Raw genomic sequence first — 18429 nt, 5'->3', positions numbered from 1 at the left:
GGCGATCGCCCAGACCCCACCCAGGTCAGCCGCACCCCAGCCACCGGCCACCTCCCGACCGAACACGTCGGTCGCGATGGGGGCGGGCGCTGCGGTCACGGTGACCTGCTCGGTGACGGTGCCGGTGGCACCGTCGTCGTCGGTCACCGTCAGCCGCACGGTGTACGTGCCGGCCTCGGCGTAGGTGTGCGACGCCGTCGTCCCCGTCCCGGTCGTGCCGTCACCGAAGTCCCAGGCCGAGTCCACGACCGAGCCGTCGGGGTCGACCGACCCGGAGCCGTCGAACGCAACGGTCAGCGCGTCGGTCGTGGCCACGAAGGCCGCCGTCGGGACCACGTTGACCGGCGGTGCCAGGACCGTGACCTCACGGGTGACGGTGCCGGTGGCACCGTCGTCGTCGGTGACCGTCAGCCGCACGGTGTACGTGCCGGCCGCGGCGTAGGTGTGCGACGCCGTCGTCCCGGTCCCGGTCGTGCCGTCACCGAAGTCCCAGGCGGACGTCACGACCCTGCCGTCGGGGTCCGTGGAGTTGGTGGCGTCGAACCGTGCGGTCAGGTCGGCGGTGTCCACCGTGAAGGAGGCCGTCGGCGGGACGTTGACCGCCTCGCCGGTGGTGGCCACCGAGTAGTGGCTGGCCACCTGGGCCGCCGTCAGGGCGGTCGGGTAGACGGCCACCTCGTCGAGCTGGCCGCTGAACCACGTGCCGTTGCCGCCCCAGGTGCTGTCCCCGCCAAGCCGCCAGTAGCCGTTGTAGACCTGGGCAGCCGTCGTGTCGGCGCGCTCGGCCACGAGCTCACCGTCGACGTAGAGCGCCATCCCCTGCGCCGACAGGGTCGCCACGACCTGGTGCCACCGGCCGTCGTTGACCCGGCTGGGGGTCTTCAGGACCCGCTCCGCGTTCGGGTACACGCCGAAGTACAGGTACCCGGAGCGGTCCAGGTACAGGTGCCGGTCGTAGCTGCCGCTGGTCGTGCTGGTCCGGGAGGACCCGAAGCCGATCAGCTTCCCGCCGCTGCCCGAGGTCGTCTTCACGAACGTCTCGATGGAGAAGGTCTGCGGGCCCGCGATCGCCGTCTGCGTGGCCGCCAGCCCGCGGGAGGTGCCGCTGAACTGTGCGGCGGTGTCGTCGTCACCGGTCAGGGCGCCTGCGCGTCCCCGGCTGACCCCGCTGGAGACGGCGAGGTCCAGGCCCGCGGTGCCGAAGTCGTAGCCGGTCGAGCCGCTGGTCTCCCCCAGCCGCCACTGGTCGACGGCGCCGTCGGCGCGCACCGTCGCGGCGTACGCACCCCCGGCCGAGGGGCCGGTGGTGGCCACGGTGACCGAGGTGGATCCGCTGGTCACGGTGTTGCCGAAGGCGTCGGAGACGACCACCCGGTAGCTGTGCTGCGCCCCACCCGTGAGTCCGGTGTCGAGGAATCCGAGCCGGGTGGCGCTCTGCCGGTGAGCCGACCGCGTGGCCGTCTGGAACACCGGGACGGAGCCCCCGTCGCGGTAGACCGAGTAGGTGAGCGTGCCGTTGTCCCGGTCGGTCGTGGTGGACCAGCTGACCCGCGCAGAGCCGGCGGTGAACGAGCTGACGTCCGGGGTCAGCGCGGCGCTGCTCACCGGCCCGATGGCGTTCGGCGCCAGGCTGGAGACGGCGAACCGGACGAGCCCGGCCTGCGCCTTGTTGTTCACGCCGGGGAACTCCCCGGCGTAGACGACGTACTGGCTGTTGCCGGAGACCGACCAGCCGGCCTGGCCCTGCCCGGTGACCGTCCCGGAGAGGAAGGTCGGGTACCAGTCGAGGACCGCCGGCGCGGCCTTGCCGACGAACTGCTTGTTGCCGACGGTCGCCGAGCCGACGGTGGCGTCGCTGGGGACGGCGCTGTAGGCGATGGCGTACTCCGAGACGCGCGGGCTTGACTCGGGGAAGCCACCGATGTTGCTGCAGACGTGCGGGTGCCCGGCGATGTAGACGGCCCCGCCGATCGGCACGCTGGAGTAGGTGTCGCCGTGGCAGTCGCCCATCCAGACCAGCTCGCCGGTGGAGGCGTTCGCCGCCAGAGCGCCCTCGACGTTGCCCGGCCCGTAGTAGTCGTAACCGGTGGCGTACACGTTGGTGCCGTCGGTGGAGAGGCTGTAGATCGCGGCGTTGTCGCCCTGGTTGGTCACCAGCTGGCCCACCGCGAAGGGCAGGGTCGCGCCGGTGACGGCGTCCACCGCGCCGATGCCGCTGGTCGCCACGCCGTTCAGCGTGCCGAACCGGCCGCCCACGACGACCTTGGACCCCCCGTCGGTCACCACCATGCCCATCACGGAGTAGTTGACGGCGGTGCTGCCGTTGGCGTTGACCCCGGCCCCGGCCTGCGGCGCCCAGGGCAGGAGGCTGCCGTCCGTGGCGCTGACCGCGGCGAGCCGGCTGCGCGGGGAGCCGTTCATCGAGGAGAAGCCGCCGCCGAGGTAGACGGTGGACCCGCTGACCGCGATCGTCTGCACCTGGTAGCCGGCGATCGGCCTGAAGTCCGGCACCAGCTGCCCGGTGGCAGTGCTGTAGGCCGCGACCCGGTAGCGGGCCTGGCCATCGGCGGTGGTGAAGTCGCCGCCGACGTAGATCCGGGAGCCGTCCGGCGAGGCGGTCACCACCAGGGCCTGACCGTTGAGATCCGGGGCGAAGGAGGTGATCAGGTTGCCGGTGCGGATGTCGTACGCGAGGAGGTTGTTGCGCCTGGTCTCCTGCGTGCCGGCCGGTGCCCCGGCCGGGCGGGCAGAGGTGAACCTGCCGGCCACGTAGACGGTGTTGCCGACGACGGCCTGCGACCAGGCGACGCCGTCGATCTGCACGGTGGGCAGCGCATCGGCGGTCACGGTGGTGGGCGAGAGCGGGTTCGCGGGGTCCACGGGTGCCGAGTCGGCGCGTGCCGCAGCCGGCACGAGCGCGAGCGCCCCGGCGAAGAGGGCCATGCTCAGCAGCCCGGCGACCGCCGCCCGACTGGTCGTCCTCAGTACGTTCATTGCCGATGTCCCCGCTCACGCCGCGTAGTTGCCCGACTGGACTCTCGGATACTAAGCGTGATGATCACCGCCTCGTCACCCCCTGATCGGGTACATCGGGGCAGCTGAGCAGTCGGACGGGTGAACGGTCATGACGTGGTGTAGTCAACCAATATCACTCTGTGTGCAGAGCGCGGCCTCCGATCCGTGGACGCCGACAGCGCGCACCCGTGTCCCGGTACGGGCCCGACGGTCGCCGGGCGATGGGTGCGAGGACGTCGCCCACCGGCCCCCGGACGCCGAACGAGCCCGCACCCCGTGCTCGGGGTGCGGGCTCGACGGTCGCCGGGCGGTGGGTGGGAGGCGTCAGCCCACCGGCCCCTGGAAGACCAGCAGCGGTGCCCCGGCGGCGTGACCGACGATCACCGTGACCAGGCCCCGCCCACCGACGGGCACGGAGAAGACGTAGCGCCCCTGCGCCGAGGCGCCCGGGGCCAGGACACCCTGGACCGGGGCCGCCGCCGGGTCGTTGACCGGCGAGGCTGCCGTCTCCTCCTCCGAGTAGGCGACGGTGACCTGCACCCCGTCCAGGGAGATCGGCTCGGCGGTGCCGTTGGCCACCCGGACCGTGACCGCCAACGCCGGACCGCTCACGTTGCCCGGGCCGGTGCCCACCGCGTCGATCGCCTCGATGGCCGGGAGGGTGACCGTGAGCCCGTCGGTCGTCACTGCGGCCTCGTCCAGGGCGACCGGGGCCAGCATCGCGGGGATGCCGGTGACCGGCCCGGGCACAGCCGGCTCCGTGGGTGTCGCGGCCGGTCCGGAGGTCGCCGTCCCACCCGGGTCGGCGGTCGTGGTCGCGCTCGGCGAACCGCTGGGCGCCGGGCTCGCGGACGACGTGGTGGTGGCACCCGCCGCATCCCGCCGACCCCCGTCCTCCCCACCCGTCAGCACCAGGACCAGGACGACGGCCAGGACCGCCAGCGCGACTCCGACCGACGCCAGGGCCCACCGTCGCCGGGTCCACCGGCTCGCTGGTCGGTCTGCTGCTGCGGTGCTCACGCCGTCAGCCTCCCCATCTCGCCGAACCACTTGACGCAGGCCAGGGCCAGGTAGGCGGCCGTGGCGAGGAACAGCAGCCCGTAGGCGGTCAGGAAGACCGCTGGGGCGCCGAGGAGTGCGAACACCAGGCAGAGGAGCCCGTAGTCGGTCGGCACCACCAACAGTGAGCGGAGCGTGCTGGGCCGCTCCCCTCCGCGCGCGGCACGCATCCGGGCACCGTGCTGGGCCCGCAGCGCCTCGTTGAGCAGCGTGGCGAAGAACAGCACGACCGAGACGACGGAGAAGGCCAGCGGCAGCAGCAGCCACGCCTCCCGGTCGACGTAGTCGAAGCGGTACCAGCCGATCAACAACGCGAGGTGCAGGCTGGCGATCTTGAGCGAGTCCACCATGTGGTCGAGCCACTCACCCGACGGCGATCCGCCACCGCGCAGCCGCGCCAGCTGACCGTCCGCGGAGTCGAGGGCGTAGCCGAGCACCAGCAGCACCGTCACGGCCACCCCGGTCGGCCAGGACGGCCGGGCCAGGGCGAGGGTGGCGATGCCACTGAAGGTGGCGACGGCGCTGAGGCCGGTGACGGCGTTCGGGGTGAGCCGCGCGTGGAAGGCGAGCGCCGCGAACACCCTCCCGAGCGGGCGGTTGACGAAGCGCGAGTAGGCGGGTGCTCCGTGCGCGCCCTTCTGGGCGCCGGCCAGCCGGCGGACGGTGTCGGCGACGGTGCCCTCCGGGCGGGGCGCGACGCGAGCTGTGCTCGCGGTCACCGGGCCACCCCACCGGCACGAGGCGGCTGCGGCCGGGACGGCGACGCGTTCACGACTGCGCCGTCCGGGCCGACGGGAAATCCACCGGGGCAGGTGCGGCGGCGCGGGGAGCCGGCCGCTCCGCCGTCCGGCGTGGCCGCGGAGCCCCTCCATCCTGCGTGGAGTCCGTCGTCGGCGCCGGCCACTCGTCGATGCGGGTACCGGCGGCCGGGCCGAGGCGGAGCCGTCGACCGCTGGGGCGGGAGCTCGGGAAGGACCGCCCGACCAGCCGGCGGCAGAGCTCCTCGTAGGCGGTGGCCACCTGGTCCCAGTCGTAGCGTGCGGCGAACAGCCGGGCTCGCTTCCCCCGGCTGCGCAGCTGCTGGGGGTCGGCCTCGGCCTCGGTCACGGCGGCGCGCACGCCGTCGGGCGTGCGGAAGTAGCGCCCGCTGCTCTCCAGCACCTCGCGGTTGAAGGAGACGTCGTAGGCGATCGTCGCCGCACCGGCCCCGATGGCGCGCAGCAGCGAGGGGTTCGTCCCACCGACGGAGTGCCCGTGCAGGTAGGTGGCGCAGTTGGCGTAGAGCTGGTCGAGCAGGTCCTGGTCCCAGACGCCGCCCAGGAAGCGCACCCGGTCGTCGGCGAGGGTGTGCACGCGGCGGGTGTAGTCGTCGGCGTAGGGCGCGGAGCCCACGACCACGAGCGGCAGCTCGGCGTCGCTGCGCCGGTAGCCGTCCACGATCACGTCGACGTGGTTCTCCGGCTCGAAGCGGGCGACGACGAGGTGGTAGCCGCGGGAGGTCAGCCCGACGTCCGCGAGCAGCTCGGACCCGACGCCGTCGGTCTTGGGTGCGCCGTAGGCGATCAGCTCGGTCGGCGCCGCGAACTCGTCGCGGTAGTAGTCGGCGATGCCCTGCGCGTCGGCGATGAGCGCATCGGACCAGCGGACCGACAGCGCCTCGACGACCCGGTAGTACCGCTTGCCGACGGAGCCCCACTTGGCGCGCTTCCACTCCAGGCCGTCGACGTGCGTGGCCACCGGGATGCCGGCCGCCCGCAGCAGCGGGAGCCACGGGGCGTTGGCGGCGTTGAAGACGATCGCGGCGTCCACCCGGTGGGCCATGAGGTGGGCCACCGACAGGCCGGTGTGGCTCAGCGTCTCCAGCGAGCGGCGGCGGAGGGCGGGCAGGTGCACCAGCCGCATCCCCAGGTGGGTGGCCGGCCGGGGACCGCCGGTGGTGGTCCGGCAGTACACGACGACGTCGTGCCCGGCCTCGACCAGCCGCCGTCCGACCTCCTCGACGGCCGTCTCGAACCCGCCGTAGCGCGCGGGGACCCCGCGGGTGCCGACCAGTGCGATCCGCAGTCTTCGGGACGTGCTCGCTGGCATGGCTCCCGCTCCGTTCTCCCTGTGGCGCGGGGCCCTCCTCGAGGGCCTCGCCACCAGGTGTGCCACCACGTGTGCCGCGACGGTGTGGCGCCCCTCGCGGGCACGCCAGGACAGACCCTTCCCCGATCCGCACCCCTCGTCGCCCTTCGTGGCGGTGCCGTCACCCAGAGGGAGGACGCCGCGCCACCCCGCCGAGGGTGGGCCGGCCGGGCCGGTCAGTAGGCGCCGGAGGCGGTGACCACGGCGCGCGCGGTCTTCCAGAGGATCTGCACGTCCAGCGCGAGCGACCAGTTCTCCACGTACCGCAGGTCCAGCCGCACCGCCTCCTCCCACGGCAGGTCGCTGCGCCCGGAGATCTGCCAGAGGCCGGTCAGGCCGGGCTTGACCAGCAGCCGGCGGCTGACCGAGCTGTCGTAGCGGGCCACCTCGACGGGCAGCGGGGGCCGCGGCCCGACCAGCGACATGCTGCCGTTGAGCACGTTCACCAGCTGGGGCAGCTCGTCCAGGGAGAGCCGGCGCATCCAGCGGCCGACCGGCGTCACCCGCGGGTCGTGCCGGATCTTGAAGAGCAGGCCGTCGGCGTCGTTCCCGTCGGAGAGCCCGGCGACCTGCTGGTCGGCGCCCTGGACCATGCTGCGGAGCTTGAGCATGGTGAACGGCTGGCCGTTCAGCCCGATGCGCTGCTGACGGAAGAGCACCGGGCCGGCGCTGGACAGCCGCACGGCCAGCGCGAGCCCCGCCAGCAGCGGCGAGAGCGCGAGCAGGGCCAGCAGGGCGATCGAGCGGTCCAGGGCGCCCTTGACCACGCGGCGCCAGCCCTCGAACCGGGGCTGCTCGACCGACAGCAGCGGCAGCCCGTCGAAGGGACGGATGTGCAGCCGGGGGCCGGCCACCTCGACCAGCCCGGGAGCGACCAGCAGTTCCAGGCCGGTCCCCTCGAGCTGCCACGACAGCGCCCGCAGGTACTGGGCGGCGGTCTCGCTGGCCGACGTGACGGCGATCGTGTCGGCGTTCATCTGCCGGGCCGTGGCCAGGACGTCGTCCAGGCCGGCGACCGGGAGGCCGACCGCGCGGGCGACCCGGGAGCGGTCGTCGGGGGTCACGCAGGCGGCCACCACGTCCAGCCCGGCGTGGTGGGTGCGGCGCAGCCGGTCGACCAGCTCCAGCACCGCGCCACCGCGGCCGACGACCACGACCCGCTTCACGCAACGGCCGGCCGCCCGCTGGCGGTGCAGCGCGCGGCGGGCGACGTAGCGCTCGACCAGGGTGGCGAGGGTCAGCGCGGGGACGGCGACGACGACCAGCGCGCGGCTCAGGTCGAGCTCGGCGGCGTAGCTGACGAACCCCAAGCCGGCCAGCAGCAGGAAGCCGGCCCGCCCGACCCGGCGGAACTCGTCACTGCCGACGCCGAAGCTCCGCTCCTCGTAGGCGCCGGTGACCCCCAGCAGCGCCGGCCAGGTGACCACCAGGGCGAGGCCGGCCCAGAGCAACGGGCTGCCCCCGAGCCCGGCGCCGTCCCGGGTCAGCAGCACCACGGCGGATGCGACACCGGCGAGCGCGACCTCGGCACCCACCAGCCGGGCGCGGTGCCGCGCCGCCCAGCGGTCTGCCCGGTGGTGGCCGACCCCGGCAGCAGGGGCACCTGACGGAGTGGGCAGCAACCGGACCGGCTGTGCGGCGGAGACGTGCCCCGCGACCTCGGTGCTCCCTACGCGCTCGAGAAGCAACGCTCCCCCTCCGACCAGTCGATGACCCTCGGTCATGTCCGAGCCACGAGAGGGCGACATCACCAGCTCTTCCGTGATGTTCGCCGACTCGATGGCGACTGAGAGTGACGATCACAGAAGGTGACGAGCGAGGGCAATCCGTGCGCCGGGTGTTCACCCGATGGTGCGGGCCGTCGGCGGGACGACCACTCGTCCGTGGCAGCGGCCACGGAGAGTGCTCAGCTGCGCGGGTGGACCACGTTCTGCGCAGCCTCCAGGCCGCGCTCGAGGAGCAGCTCCGTCGCGTCCGCCGCCTCGACGACGAGCAGGTCGAGGGTCTTCCGCTCGGTGGCGGAGAAGTCCTTCAGCACGAAGTCCGCGGGGTCCTGCCGACCGGGCGGACGGCCGATGCCGACCCGCACCCGCAGGTAGTCCTTGGTGCCGGTGGACCGGGAGATGGAGCGCAGGCCGTTGTGGCCGCCCTCTCCCCCGCCGCGCTTGAGCCGCACCGTCTCGAAGGCGATGTCGAGCTCGTCGTGCACCACGACCAGGTCGGTGGCCGGCAGGTGGTGGTAGTCCAGCAGCCCACGCACCGGGCCACCGGACTCGTTCATGTAGGTGAGCGGCTGCGCGAGCACCACCCGGCGGCCGGCGAGCCGGCCCTCTCCGGACAGCGCCCGGGCGCGGGGGCCCTTGCCCGCGGACAGTCGTACGCCGGCACGCGAGGCGAGCTCGGCCAGCACCATGGCGCCGACGTTGTGCCGGTTGCCGGCGTAGCCGGGTCCGGGGTTGCCCAGCCCGACGACCAGGAACGGCCCCTCGGACACGGGCGTGGGCTCAGGAGACGCCGCAGGGGCGCCGGCAGCGCCGGCGCCCCTGCGGGTCGTGCTCTCGTCCAGTGTCGTGCTCCGGTGCGTGCCGGGATCAGGCGTCGTTGGACTTCTCGGCGGAGTCCATGGACTCGCCGCTGCCCTGGTCCTGCGGCTCCGGGACGACGTCGCCGTCGGCGTCGGACTCGTCGCGCTCGATGCCGGCCTCGGCCTCGGCCTCCTCGAGCTCGGCCTCCAGCTCGGCGGCGGTCGGGGCGCCCAGGAAGCCGATGACCAGCGCCTCCGGGTCGGTGATCAGGGTGGCCCCGGTCGGCAGCGGCAGGTCGCCGGCGGTGACGCCGTTGCCGGCGGTGCGGCCGGTGATGTCGACCTCGATCGACTCGGGCAGGTTGGTGGCGTCGGCCTCGAGGGAGACGGTGTTCAGCTGGTGGTTGCTGATCGTGTCCGGTGCGGGCGAGCCGACGATGATCACCGGGACGTCGACGGTGACCTTCTCGCCCCGGCGCACGGCCACCAGGTCGACGTGCTCGTGGACGCGGGTCAGCGGGTCGCGCTGCACGGCCTTGATCAGCACGAGCTGGTCCTTGCCGTCGAGGGTGACGGTGATCAGCGCGTTGGTGCCGCCGTTGCGCAGCACGGCGGCGAACTCGAGCGCCGGCACGGACAGGTGGACGACGTCCTGGCCGTGTCCGTACATGACGGCGGGGACGCGCCCGGCCCGGCGGGTGCGACGGGCACTGCCCTTGCCGAACTCGGTGCGGGGCTCGGCGACGAGGCGGAAGTCGGCCACGGTGGTGTGCTCCTCAACAGGTGGATCGGGTCTGTGTGCCGGCACTCGACCGCGGCACACCCCTGGAGGCACACGCACGTCGATCACGGAGACAGCTCAGACCGTCTCCCTCGCCGGGCAACTCGACAGAGGTTACACGAGCAAGGAACCCGACCTCACCGAGCAGCCCCTCAACACCCGCCCCAGTGGCCCGCCGCCCCGCCGATGGGAACGCCACCAGCGGAGGGACCCCGGGCCCCCGCCCCGCAGGGGCGTCTGCGGTGCTGGGCGCGGGGCCGGAGGCTCCCGCCCAGCACCGCAGCCGGGCCCGTCCGCGTCGGCGTCACGGGGCCGGAGGCTCCTGACGCCGCCGCGGGAAACGGCTCAACTCACCCGGGGAACGGCTCCTGGCCGCGGTGCGGCCCGGAGGGTCGCAGACTACGAAGCCCCGCCGAACAGACTCGTCACACTGCCGTCCTCGAAGACCTCCTTGATCGCCCGGCCGAGCAGCGGGGCGATCGAGAGGACGGTGAGCTTGTCGAACTGGCGGGCCGGCTCGATGGGCAGCGTGTTGGTGACGATGACCTCGCTGACCCGGCTGTTCTTCAGCCGGTCCACGGCCTGGCCGGAGAGCACGCCGTGCGTGGCGGCGATGATCACGTCGGCCGCGCCGGCGGAGAACAGCGTCTCGGCGGCCTTGGCGATGGTGCCGCCGGTGTCGATCATGTCGTCGACCAGGATGCAGACCCGGCCCTCGACCTCACCGACGACGCGGTTGGCGACGACCTCGTTGGGGCGGCTGACGTCGCGGGTCTTGTGGATGAAGGCCAGCGGGGTGCCGCCGAGCTTGTCGCTCCACCGCTCGGAGACCCGGACGCGGCCGGAGTCGGGCGAGACGACGGTGAGGTCGCGGCCGCCCCACTTGCGCTTGACCTCGTCGATGAGCAGGTCCATGGCGAACAGGTGGTCGACGGGGCCGTCGAAGAAGCCCTGGATCTGCGCGGTGTGCAGGTCGACGGTCATCAACCGGTCCGCGCCGGCGGTCTTGAACATGTCGGCGACCAGCCGTGCGGAGATGGGCTCGCGGCCGCGGTGCTTCTTGTCCTGCCGGGCGTAGGGGAAGAACGGGGCGACCACGGTGATCCGCTTGGCGGAGGCGCGCTTGAGCGCGTCGACCATGATCAGCTGTTCCATCAGCCAGGTGTTGATCGGTGCGGTGTGGCTCTGCACGACGAAGGCGTCGGAGCCGCGCACCGACTCCTCGAACCGCACGAACAGCTCGCCGTTGGCGAACTCGTAGGCGGCGGTCGGGGTGGGGGTCACGCCCAGGTGCCCGGCGATCTCGGTCGCCAGCTCGGGGTACGCGCGCCCCGAGAAGAGCATCAGGCTCTTGTTGGTGGTCTGCCGGATCACGCTCATCGTCGTCCCTGCTGTTCATCGTCCGTGGCCGTGGACCGGCTCGGGGACCCCGCGTCGCCGGTGTCGGTCGCGGGCTCGGAGGCCGCACCACCGGCGGCTGCTGCAGCCTGGGCTGCGGGCGTCCCTGGACGCCGTCGTCCGACCCAGCCTGCCACATTGCGCTGCCGGGCCCGGGCGACGCCCATCGCCCCGGGCGGGACGTCGTCGGTGATCACCGAGCCGGCCGCGGTGTAGGCACCGTCGCCGACCGTGACCGGCGCCACGAGCATCGTGTCGGAGCCGACGCGGACGTGGTCGCCGATCGTCGTGTGGTGCTTGTCGACCCCGTCGTAGTTGACGAACACCGTGGCGGCGCCGATGTTGCTGCCCCGCCCGATCGTCGCGTCGCCCACGTAGGACAGGTGCGGCACCTTCGAGCCCTCGCCGACCTGGACGTTCTTGGTCTCGACGTAGGCGCCCACCTTCGCACCGCGGCCCAGCTGGGTGCCGGGCCGGAGGTAGCTGAAGGGCCCGACGGTCGCTGCCGGGCCGACGACCGCCAGCTGGCAGTGCGACCGGACGACGGAGGCGCCCTCACCGACCTCGCAGTCGACCAGCGTGCTGTCCGGGCCGACCACCGCACCGGCGGCGACGGTGGTGGCGCCGCGCAGCTGGGTGCCCGGGTGCAGCACCGCCTCGGCGGCGACGTCGACGGTCACGTCGACCCAGGTGGTGAGCGGGTCGACCACCACCACGCCGGCCCGCATCAGGTCGTCGAGGACCCGGTCGTTCATGGTGCGGCGGCGGGCGGCCAGCTCGCGCTGGTCGTTGCAGCCGAGGGTGTCGTCGGCGTCCTCGGCGCGGTGCCCGCCGACCTTCCGGCCGTCCCCGACGAGCAGGCCGAGCACGTCGGTCAGGTACTGCTCGCCCTGCTGGTTGCCCGATCCGACCCGGGTGAGCGCCTCCCGCACGGCGGCGGCGTCGCCCACGTACACCCCGGCGTTGACCTCGGTGATCGCCCGCTGGGCCGGGTCGGCGTCCTTCTCCTCGACGATGGCGAGCACCGCACCGGAGCCGTCCCGGACGATCCGGCCCAGCCCGGTCGGGTCGGCGACGTCGGCGGTGAGGACGGTGAGCACGTCGCCGTCCTGCCCGTGCGCGGCCACGAGCCGGGTCAGCGTCTCGGCCCGCAGCAGGGGCGCGTCCCCGTTGACGATGAGCACCGCGCCGGTCACCTCGGCCAGCGCGTCGAGCGCCACGGCCGCCGCGTGCCCGGAGCCGTTCTGCTGCTCCTGCACCACCGGCAGGGCGCCGGGCGCGATCCGGGTCAGGTGCTCCTCCACGGCGTCCCGGCCGGACCCGACCACGACCACGGTCTGCGCGGCCCCGAGTGGCTCGGCCGCGGCGAGCACGTGGCCGAGGAGGCTGCGCCCGCCGATCTCGTGCAGCACCTTGGGGGTGCGCGAGCGCATCCGGGTGCCCTGGCCGGCCGCGAGGACGACGACGGCGCCGACGGTGGTGGGGGTGTCCTGCGGGCTCACGGATCTCCTCGGGACGACGTGCGGCGGTCCACCGGAACGGGCGGGCCGGACTGGCTGGGGGACTCGGACTCGAACCGAGACTGCACGGCTCCAAAGGCCGGCGGGCTGCCGATTACCCCATCCCCCATCGCCGCTGCCCCTCCGGGACGTCCCCGGGCGGTGCGGTCGCGGCGGCGCCGCCGGCGGACCGGCGGACCCCCAGAGCCTAGGGCCGTGCGCCCTGCCGGGCACCCAGCACGGGCGGCGGGCCCGTCCGGCACCACCCGGCGGAGGGACCCGGGCAGCCGGGTGCACCGGCAGAGGACGATGGCCGCATGAGCTCCCCTGCCGACCCCGGTGCCGGCCGGCCGCGGGTGCGGATGACCGGCGCGCAGCGCCGCCGGCAGCTGGTGGACGTCGGCCGCGAGCTGTTCGCCCAGCGCGGCTACGAGGCCACCTCGATCGAGGAGATCGCGGCCCGCGCCGACGTCTCCAAGCCGGTGGTCTACGAGCACTTCGGGGGGAAGGAGGGGCTCTACGCCGTCGTCGTGGACCGGGAGATGCAGCGACTGCTGGACCGGTTCAGCTCCGCGCTGTCGACCAGGGGCCATCCCCGGGAGCTGCTGGAGCGCGCGGCGCTGGTGCTGCTGGACTACATCGAGGAGGAGGCCGACGGCTTCCGGGTGCTCGTGCGCGACTCCCCCGTCGCCGGCACCGACGGCGGGTTCTCCTCGCTGATCAGCGAGGTGGCCAGCAAGGTCGAGCACGTGCTGGGCGACCAGTTCCGGCTGCGCGGCTACGACCCGGCACTGGCCGAGCTGTACAGCCAGGCCCTGGTCGGCATGGTGGCGCTGGTCGGGCAGTGGTGGCTGGACACCCGGTCACCGGGCAAGCAGGAGGTCGCCGCCCACCTGGTGAACCTGGCCTACCACGGGCTCTCCCACCTCGAGCCGTCCCCGGGCCTCGCCGGCCGCCCCTGAGCCGACGCGACGGTCGGCCGCTCAGCCCACCAGGCGGGCGCCGGGCACCGGGCCGTGCACCGCGCGCACGTCCCGGAAGACCCCGGCGCCGGCCAGCTCCGCCGCCAGCCGGACGGCGTCGTCCTCGTCGGCGGCCAGCGCGGCCACCGTCGGCCCGGACCCACTGACCAGCGCCGCCGGTGCACCCGCCCCGGTCGCTGCCGCCAGCGCGTGGCGCAGCTCGGGACGCAGCCGCAGGGCCGGCGCCTGCAGGTCGTTGTCCAGCGCGGCCGCCAGCGCCTCGGCCGGGCCACTGCGCAGCGCCGCGATGACCGGCTCGGGCGAGATCAGGTCAGCGCCGTCCGGGAGGCTGCCGTCGGCCCGCAGGGCGTCGAGCTCGGCGTAGACCGTGGGGGTCGACAGTCCCTCCCCCGCGATGCCCAGCACCCAGTCCCAGCGCCGGCGGGCCAGCACCGGGGACAGCTGCTCACCGCGCCCGGTGCCCAGCGCCACACCGCCCAGCAGGCTGAACGGGACGTCGCTGCCCAGCTGCGCCGCCAGCCGGGCGAGGTCGCCGCGGGTGGCCCGGGTCCCCCAGAGCGCGTCCAGGGCCACCAGGGTCGCGGCGGCGTCCGCGCTGCCCCCGGCCAGCCCGGCGGCGGCCGGGATCGACTTGTCCACCTCCAGGTGCGCGTCGGCGGTCACCCCGGCGTGCCGGGCCAGCAGCTCGGCGGCCTGCCACACCAGGTTCCGCCGGTCGGCGGGCACGCTGGCCGGGCCGTCCCCCGCGGCCGACCCCTCGCCCCGGACGGTCAGCGAGAGGCCCTCGGCCGGGCGCACGGTGACGGTGTCGAACAGCGACACGGCGAGGAAGACCGTCTGCAGCTCGTGGAAGCCGTCCGGACGGAGCGGACCGACGCCCAGGTGCACGTTGACCTTCGCCGGCGCCCGGGCCACGACGGCGCCGTTGCCGGCCAGCCGGCCCGGCCCCCCGGAGGTCGCGTGGTTCATCCACTCACCCTGCCACGGCCCGCCGTCGCGCCGTCCCCAGGCTCGGCGGGTGGGCAGCCGACCTACGGGGTGGCCGCCAGGCGGGCGAACTCGGTGACCGACAGCCGCTCGCCGCGGGTGGTGGGGTCGATGCCGGCGGCCCGCAGCCGGGCCTCGGCCGCGGCCGGGCTGCCCGCCCACCCGGCCAGGGCGGCGCGCAGCCCCTTGCGCCGGGTGGCGAAGGCGGCGTCGATGACCGCGAAGGTCGCCGCCCGGTCGCCCTCCGGCGCGGGCCGGCGGTGCAGCGCGACCAGCCCCGAGTCGACGTTGGGCACCGGCCAGAACACCGGTCGCGGGACGTTCCCCGCCCGCCGGACGTCGGCGTACCAGGCCGCCTTCACACTCGGCACGCCGTACGCCGCGGAGCCCGGGGCGGCGGCCAGCCGATCGGCGACCTCGGCCTGCACCAGCACCAGTGCGGTGCGCAGGGAGGGCAGCAGCTCCAGCAGGTGCAGCAGCACCGGCACGGCGATGTTGTACGGCAGGTTGGCCACCAGGGCGGTGGGCGCCCGCCCGGGCAGCTCGGTCACCCGCAGCGCGTCGGCGGTGACCACGGTCAGCCGCCCGGCGAGCTGGGGCGCCCGGGCGGCCACGGTGTGCGGCAGCTGGTCGGCCAGCCGGGGGTCGATCTCGACCGCGGTGACGTGCGCGCACGCCCCGAGCAGGCCCAGGGTGAGCGAGCCCAGCCCGGGGCCGACCTCCAGGACGACGTCGTCCTCGGCCAGGTCGGCGGTGCGCACGATCCGCCGGATGGTGTTGGCGTCGTGCAAGAAGTTCTGGCCGAGGGTCTTGGTCGGGCGCAGGTCGAGCTGCTGGGCCAGCTCGCGGATGGCCGCGGGGCCCAGCAGCCCGTCGGACTGCTCCGGGACGGTGCTCAGTGTCCGACTCAGCCGAACAGGCGGGACCCGCAGTGCGGCCACTGACCGGCACCGGATCGCGCGTAGAGCATCTGGGCCCGCATCGTCTGCTCCTCGGCCGAGGCGGCCGCCGGGTCGCCGGAGCCGCCGACCCCGGCCCAGGTGCCGGTGGAGAACTGGTACATGCCGCGGTACTTGCCGGTGCCGCTGACCGCGTCCGGCCGGCCGCCGGACTCGCAGTTGGCCAGCGCGGCCCAGTTCAGCCCGTCGGCGGTGACCACGGCCGCCGCGGCGGGCTTCTCCTTGGTGCCGACCGTGACCTGCTCGGCCACCGGCTCCTGCGACACCACGCTGCTCAGCTGCTCGCGGCCCGTTTCCACCCCGTCGGTGACGGTGACCCGCCAGGTGACGGTCCGCTGACCCTCGGCGCCCTTCGCGGTGACCGTGCGGTCACCCTCGAACGCCGCGGGGTCCGGGGTCTCCACCGTCTCGTAGTCGACCGTCTGCACCTCGGTCACGTCGCTGACCTGGACGCGGGTGACCCGCAGGACCATCGCGTCCAGCAGCGGCTGCTGGGGGTACAGCGAGGTGCGGTCGGTCGGCGACAGTGCGATGCCCTGCTCGGCGAGCAGGTCGCCGGCGGTGGCCGCGGCGGTGGTCACCACCCGCTGCTGACCGTCGGCGATCAGCGTGACGTCCTTGTTGGTGGTGACCGCCAGCTCCATGCCGTCCAGCGGGAGGCGCTCGCTGCGGCTGGTGGAGAGCACCAGCTCCTCGGCCCGGTAGCCGAGCTCGGCCAGCGCGCCGTCCACCGACAGTGCGGTCGTGTAGAGCTCGGTCCGCACACCGTCCACGGTGAGCGACAGCGGGCGGGCACGGTTGACCACGATCGTGTCGCCGTCACCGACCCGGGTGTCCAGCGCCGGCAGGACGACGTCCTGCGCGGTCGGCGTCAGCCCCTCGTCGGCGAGCACCTCACCGGCGGTCCCGGCGTAGGTGCTCACCTCGCGGGCCTGGCCGTCGATGGTGAGGGTCAACGACTTCTGGGCCAGGTGGTAGGCCGCAGCACTCCCCACCAGGCCGAGCAGGACCAGGGCGAAGAGACTCAACTTCAACGATCGGCGCACAACACATCCACGGGTCACTGGACCCGGGCAGGGGAACGCAGGCAGCAGCCGGCGGACCCCACCCGAGGGAGGCGCCCGGTCTCGTGTCGCCCGACGGTGCCGCCGGCCGGGGGTGGCCCCGGTCGGTGGATGGTCGCCTGGGTGTTCCCCACCCCGGCTGGTCGGTCACGACACGATAACGAACGCCCAACGGAAGAGAATGGTGCTCCGCCAGGAAACCAACATGTCGACTCAGCTGTCCGCAGGCGCGCCGACACGTTCAGTCACCCACACGCCGGTTGGACGCTCCAGAGGGTGATCGTCCACCGTGAACAAACGCACATGCCTGCGCCGACCGTGCGGGCGCCGCGGGCCTTCCTCAGGCCAGTGCGGGAGAGGTCTGCCGCACCGGACGGAGCCAGGTGAGCAGGAAACCGGCGACCAGCACACCGGCGATGAGCGCGGAGAACCCGCCGGCCACCAGGGCCACCGGCAGCAGGCCCGCGCCGTCGGAGGTGACCCGGTCGTCGAGGTCGATCGCCGCCCGCAGCAGGAGGGCACCCAGCGGCAGCAGCGCCAGCACGCTCGCGGCCCCCACCACGAGGTGGGCGGTCCAGGTGCGCTGCGCCTCGTCGACCGGCACGTCCGCCCCGTCGGCCGGCAGCGGGCGCAGCAGCACCCGGGCCAGCGCGAGCTCGGCCAGCAGCCAGCCCCCCAGCGGCACGGCGAGCGCGGTGACGGTGAGCGCCCGGCCCAGCTCGTCGGCCAGCCACACCGTGCTCAGCACGACGCCGGCGACGGCTCCGCGCATCGTCCACAGCAACCACAGCGAGATCTGCTCACCCCGCCGCGGCCGGCGGGCCGGACTCGACAGCGCCCAGCGCGCCCGGGGCCGGGTGACCTCGGCCAGCAGCACGCCGGCGAGCAGACCCGTGCCGAGGGCCGGGACCCACAGGAACACCGAGGCCTCGGCGAAGAGCACCACCGTGGTGATGACGGCGGCCACCCCGGCCAGCAGACCGAGGCGGCGGAGCCGGCGTCCGTGCACGGCCTGACGGTCCAGGTGTGCGGTCGCCGACGGGCTGACCGGCACGAACTCGACCCCGGCGGCCGCGGCGCCCCGGCGTGCGGAGGCGTGCGACCAGCCCTGGGCCAGCAACCCGGCCGGGGCCATGAGGGCGATGAAGAGCACGACGGCGATGAGGCGGCCCACGCCCCCAGTGTGCCCCGGATCGAGCCGGAGGTGGCGTCCTCCCGCTGCTACTGCGGGCTGTCCTGCTCCCAGGGCCCGAACACCCGCTCCGCGGTGCCGGTCAGAGCGTCGCACAACTGCTCCAGCGGGACGCCGGTGACCTCGGCGAGCGCCCGCACCGTGTGCGGCACCAGCCGGGCCGAGTTCGGCCGGCCGCGCAACGGCGCCGGCGTGAGGAAGGGCGCGTCGGTCTCCACCAGCAGCTGGTCCAGCGGGGTCAGCGCCGCCGCCTCGCGCAGGTACCCGGCGTTGCCGAAGGTCAGCGTGCCGGCGAAGGACAGCACGTACCCCCGCTCGACGCAGGCCCGGGCGAACCCGGCGTCCCCGGAGAAGCAGTGCAGCACCGTGTGCTCGGGCGCGCCCTCCTCCTCCAGCACCCGCAGCACGTGCTCGTGGGCGTCCCGGTCGTGGATGACCAGCGCGATCCGGTGCCTCTTCGCGATGTCGATGTGCGCCCGGAAGGAGGCCTCCTGCGCGGCCCAGCCGTCCTCTCCGGTGCGGTACCGGTCCAGCCCCGTCTCCCCCACCGCCCGCACCCGGGGCTGCCCGGCGAGCCGGTCGATCTCCGCCAGCGCCTGCTCGGTCGCCGCCCCGGCGCCGGCCTCGTTGGGGTGCAGGGCCACCGCGGCCAGGACGTTCGGGTGCCGGGCGGCGAGCGCGGCCGACCAGCGGGAGGAGGCGACGTCCACCCCCACCTGCACCAGGCGCGGCACCCCGACCGCGACGGCCGCGGCGATCGCCTCGTCGACCTCGTCCTCGGTCGGGGTGCGGTCCTCCCCGCCCACGGCGATGTCGAAGTGTGTGTGGCTGTCCACCGCCG

Annotated in this window: 15 protein-coding genes and 1 tRNA gene; 1 reads left to right on the top strand and 15 read right to left on the bottom strand. The window is 74.2% G+C overall.

The genetic code is table 11. The features are described 5' to 3' along the window. The 10 genes from Q1A09_RS14965 to Q1A09_RS14920 form a co-directional block, all read right to left on the bottom strand. On the bottom strand, nucleotides 1-2994 hold a 2994-nt coding region (locus Q1A09_RS14965), incomplete at its 3' end, for a PKD domain-containing protein (RefSeq protein ID WP_299956304.1). 345 nt (nucleotides 2995-3339) lie between these two features. Then, nucleotides 3340-3765 carry a hypothetical protein gene (locus Q1A09_RS14960; RefSeq protein ID WP_299956301.1) on the bottom strand — a complete coding sequence of 142 codons (426 nt, stop codon included), beginning with the start codon at nucleotides 3763-3765 and terminating at the stop codon, nucleotides 3340-3342. A gap of 266 nt (nucleotides 3766-4031) precedes the next feature. Beyond that, nucleotides 4032-4793 (bottom strand): CDP-alcohol phosphatidyltransferase family protein, encoded by a 762-nt coding sequence (locus Q1A09_RS14955; RefSeq protein ID WP_299956298.1) that lies wholly within the window; start codon nucleotides 4791-4793, stop codon nucleotides 4032-4034. 49 nt (nucleotides 4794-4842) lie between these two features. Beyond that, nucleotides 4843-6162: a DUF1972 domain-containing protein gene (locus Q1A09_RS14950; protein WP_299956295.1), complete on the bottom strand. Its 1320-nt coding sequence runs from the start codon at nucleotides 6160-6162 to the stop codon at nucleotides 4843-4845. A gap of 215 nt (nucleotides 6163-6377) precedes the next feature. Then, on the bottom strand, nucleotides 6378-7823 hold the full coding sequence (locus tag Q1A09_RS14945; protein ID WP_299956292.1) for a sugar transferase: 1446 nt from the start codon (nucleotides 7821-7823) through the stop codon (nucleotides 6378-6380). A gap of 284 nt (nucleotides 7824-8107) precedes the next feature. Beyond that, a complete protein-coding gene (gene pth / locus Q1A09_RS14940; RefSeq protein ID WP_299956289.1) occupies nucleotides 8108-8695 on the bottom strand; it encodes an aminoacyl-tRNA hydrolase in 588 nt (195 codons plus the stop codon). A gap of 97 nt (nucleotides 8696-8792) precedes the next feature. Continuing rightward, a complete protein-coding gene (locus Q1A09_RS14935) occupies nucleotides 8793-9488 on the bottom strand; it encodes a 50S ribosomal protein L25/general stress protein Ctc (RefSeq protein WP_299956286.1) in 696 nt (231 codons plus the stop codon). A gap of 417 nt (nucleotides 9489-9905) precedes the next feature. After that, nucleotides 9906-10886 carry a ribose-phosphate diphosphokinase gene (locus Q1A09_RS14930; protein WP_299956283.1) on the bottom strand — a complete coding sequence of 327 codons (981 nt, stop codon included), beginning with the start codon at nucleotides 10884-10886 and terminating at the stop codon, nucleotides 9906-9908. Continuing rightward, nucleotides 10883-12406: a bifunctional UDP-N-acetylglucosamine diphosphorylase/glucosamine-1-phosphate N-acetyltransferase GlmU gene (gene glmU, locus Q1A09_RS14925; protein WP_299956280.1), complete on the bottom strand. Its 1524-nt coding sequence runs from the start codon at nucleotides 12404-12406 to the stop codon at nucleotides 10883-10885. The genes Q1A09_RS14930 and glmU overlap by 4 nt, the downstream gene beginning before the upstream one ends. Nucleotides 12407-12457: 51 nt before the next feature. Further along, nucleotides 12458-12533: transfer RNA gene (locus Q1A09_RS14920), tRNA-Gln, on the bottom strand. 187 nt (nucleotides 12534-12720) lie between these two features. Between Q1A09_RS14920 and Q1A09_RS14915 the strand changes: the two genes are divergently transcribed. Beyond that, the gene (locus Q1A09_RS14915) at nucleotides 12721-13365 is read left to right on the top strand and encodes a TetR/AcrR family transcriptional regulator (protein ID WP_299956278.1); all 645 of its coding nucleotides are present in this window, start codon (nucleotides 12721-12723) and stop codon (nucleotides 13363-13365) included. Between the two features lie 21 nt (nucleotides 13366-13386). Here the strand turns inward: Q1A09_RS14915 and Q1A09_RS14910 are convergent, their stop codons facing one another. From Q1A09_RS14910 to Q1A09_RS14890, 5 genes are all read right to left on the bottom strand, one after another. After that, complete coding sequence (locus Q1A09_RS14910) at nucleotides 13387-14355, bottom strand: 4-(cytidine 5'-diphospho)-2-C-methyl-D-erythritol kinase (RefSeq protein WP_299956275.1); 969 nt, start codon at nucleotides 14353-14355, stop codon at nucleotides 13387-13389. A 62-nt stretch (nucleotides 14356-14417) separates the two neighbouring features. Continuing rightward, the gene (gene rsmA, locus Q1A09_RS14905) at nucleotides 14418-15314 is read right to left on the bottom strand and encodes a 16S rRNA (adenine(1518)-N(6)/adenine(1519)-N(6))-dimethyltransferase RsmA (RefSeq protein WP_299956272.1); all 897 of its coding nucleotides are present in this window, start codon (nucleotides 15312-15314) and stop codon (nucleotides 14418-14420) included. Next, nucleotides 15281-16366: a resuscitation-promoting factor gene (locus Q1A09_RS14900; RefSeq protein WP_299956270.1), complete on the bottom strand. Its 1086-nt coding sequence runs from the start codon at nucleotides 16364-16366 to the stop codon at nucleotides 15281-15283. The genes rsmA and Q1A09_RS14900 overlap by 34 nt, the downstream gene beginning before the upstream one ends. A gap of 370 nt (nucleotides 16367-16736) precedes the next feature. Continuing rightward, a complete protein-coding gene (locus Q1A09_RS14895) occupies nucleotides 16737-17570 on the bottom strand; it encodes a hypothetical protein (RefSeq protein WP_299956267.1) in 834 nt (277 codons plus the stop codon). Nucleotides 17571-17617: 47 nt separating this feature from the next. Continuing rightward, on the bottom strand, nucleotides 17618-18424 hold the full coding sequence (locus Q1A09_RS14890; RefSeq protein ID WP_299956265.1) for a TatD family hydrolase: 807 nt from the start codon (nucleotides 18422-18424) through the stop codon (nucleotides 17618-17620). Between the last annotated feature and the right edge of the window lie 5 nt (nucleotides 18425-18429).

Source organism: uncultured Modestobacter sp. (genome assembly GCF_947486615.1).
Lineage (GTDB): Bacteria > Actinomycetota > Actinomycetes > Mycobacteriales > Geodermatophilaceae > Modestobacter.
The sequence above is the reverse complement of the archived record's forward strand: the minus strand, read 5'-3'. Positions and strand labels throughout refer to the sequence as shown.

Bases quoted from the DNA above. Each gene is read 5' to 3' on its own strand.
- Q1A09_RS14950 (WP_299956295.1), bottom strand. From the start codon at position 6,162: ATGCCAGCGAGCACGTCCCGAAGACTGCGGATCGCACTGGTCGGCACC.
- Q1A09_RS14930 (WP_299956283.1), bottom strand. From the start codon at position 10,886: ATGAGCGTGATCCGGCAGACCACCAACAAGAGCCTGATGCTCTTCTCG.
- Q1A09_RS14915 (WP_299956278.1), top strand. From the start codon at position 12,721: ATGAGCTCCCCTGCCGACCCCGGTGCCGGCCGGCCGCGGGTGCGGATG.
- Q1A09_RS14910 (WP_299956275.1), bottom strand. From the start codon at position 14,355: ATGAACCACGCGACCTCCGGGGGGCCGGGCCGGCTGGCCGGCAACGGC.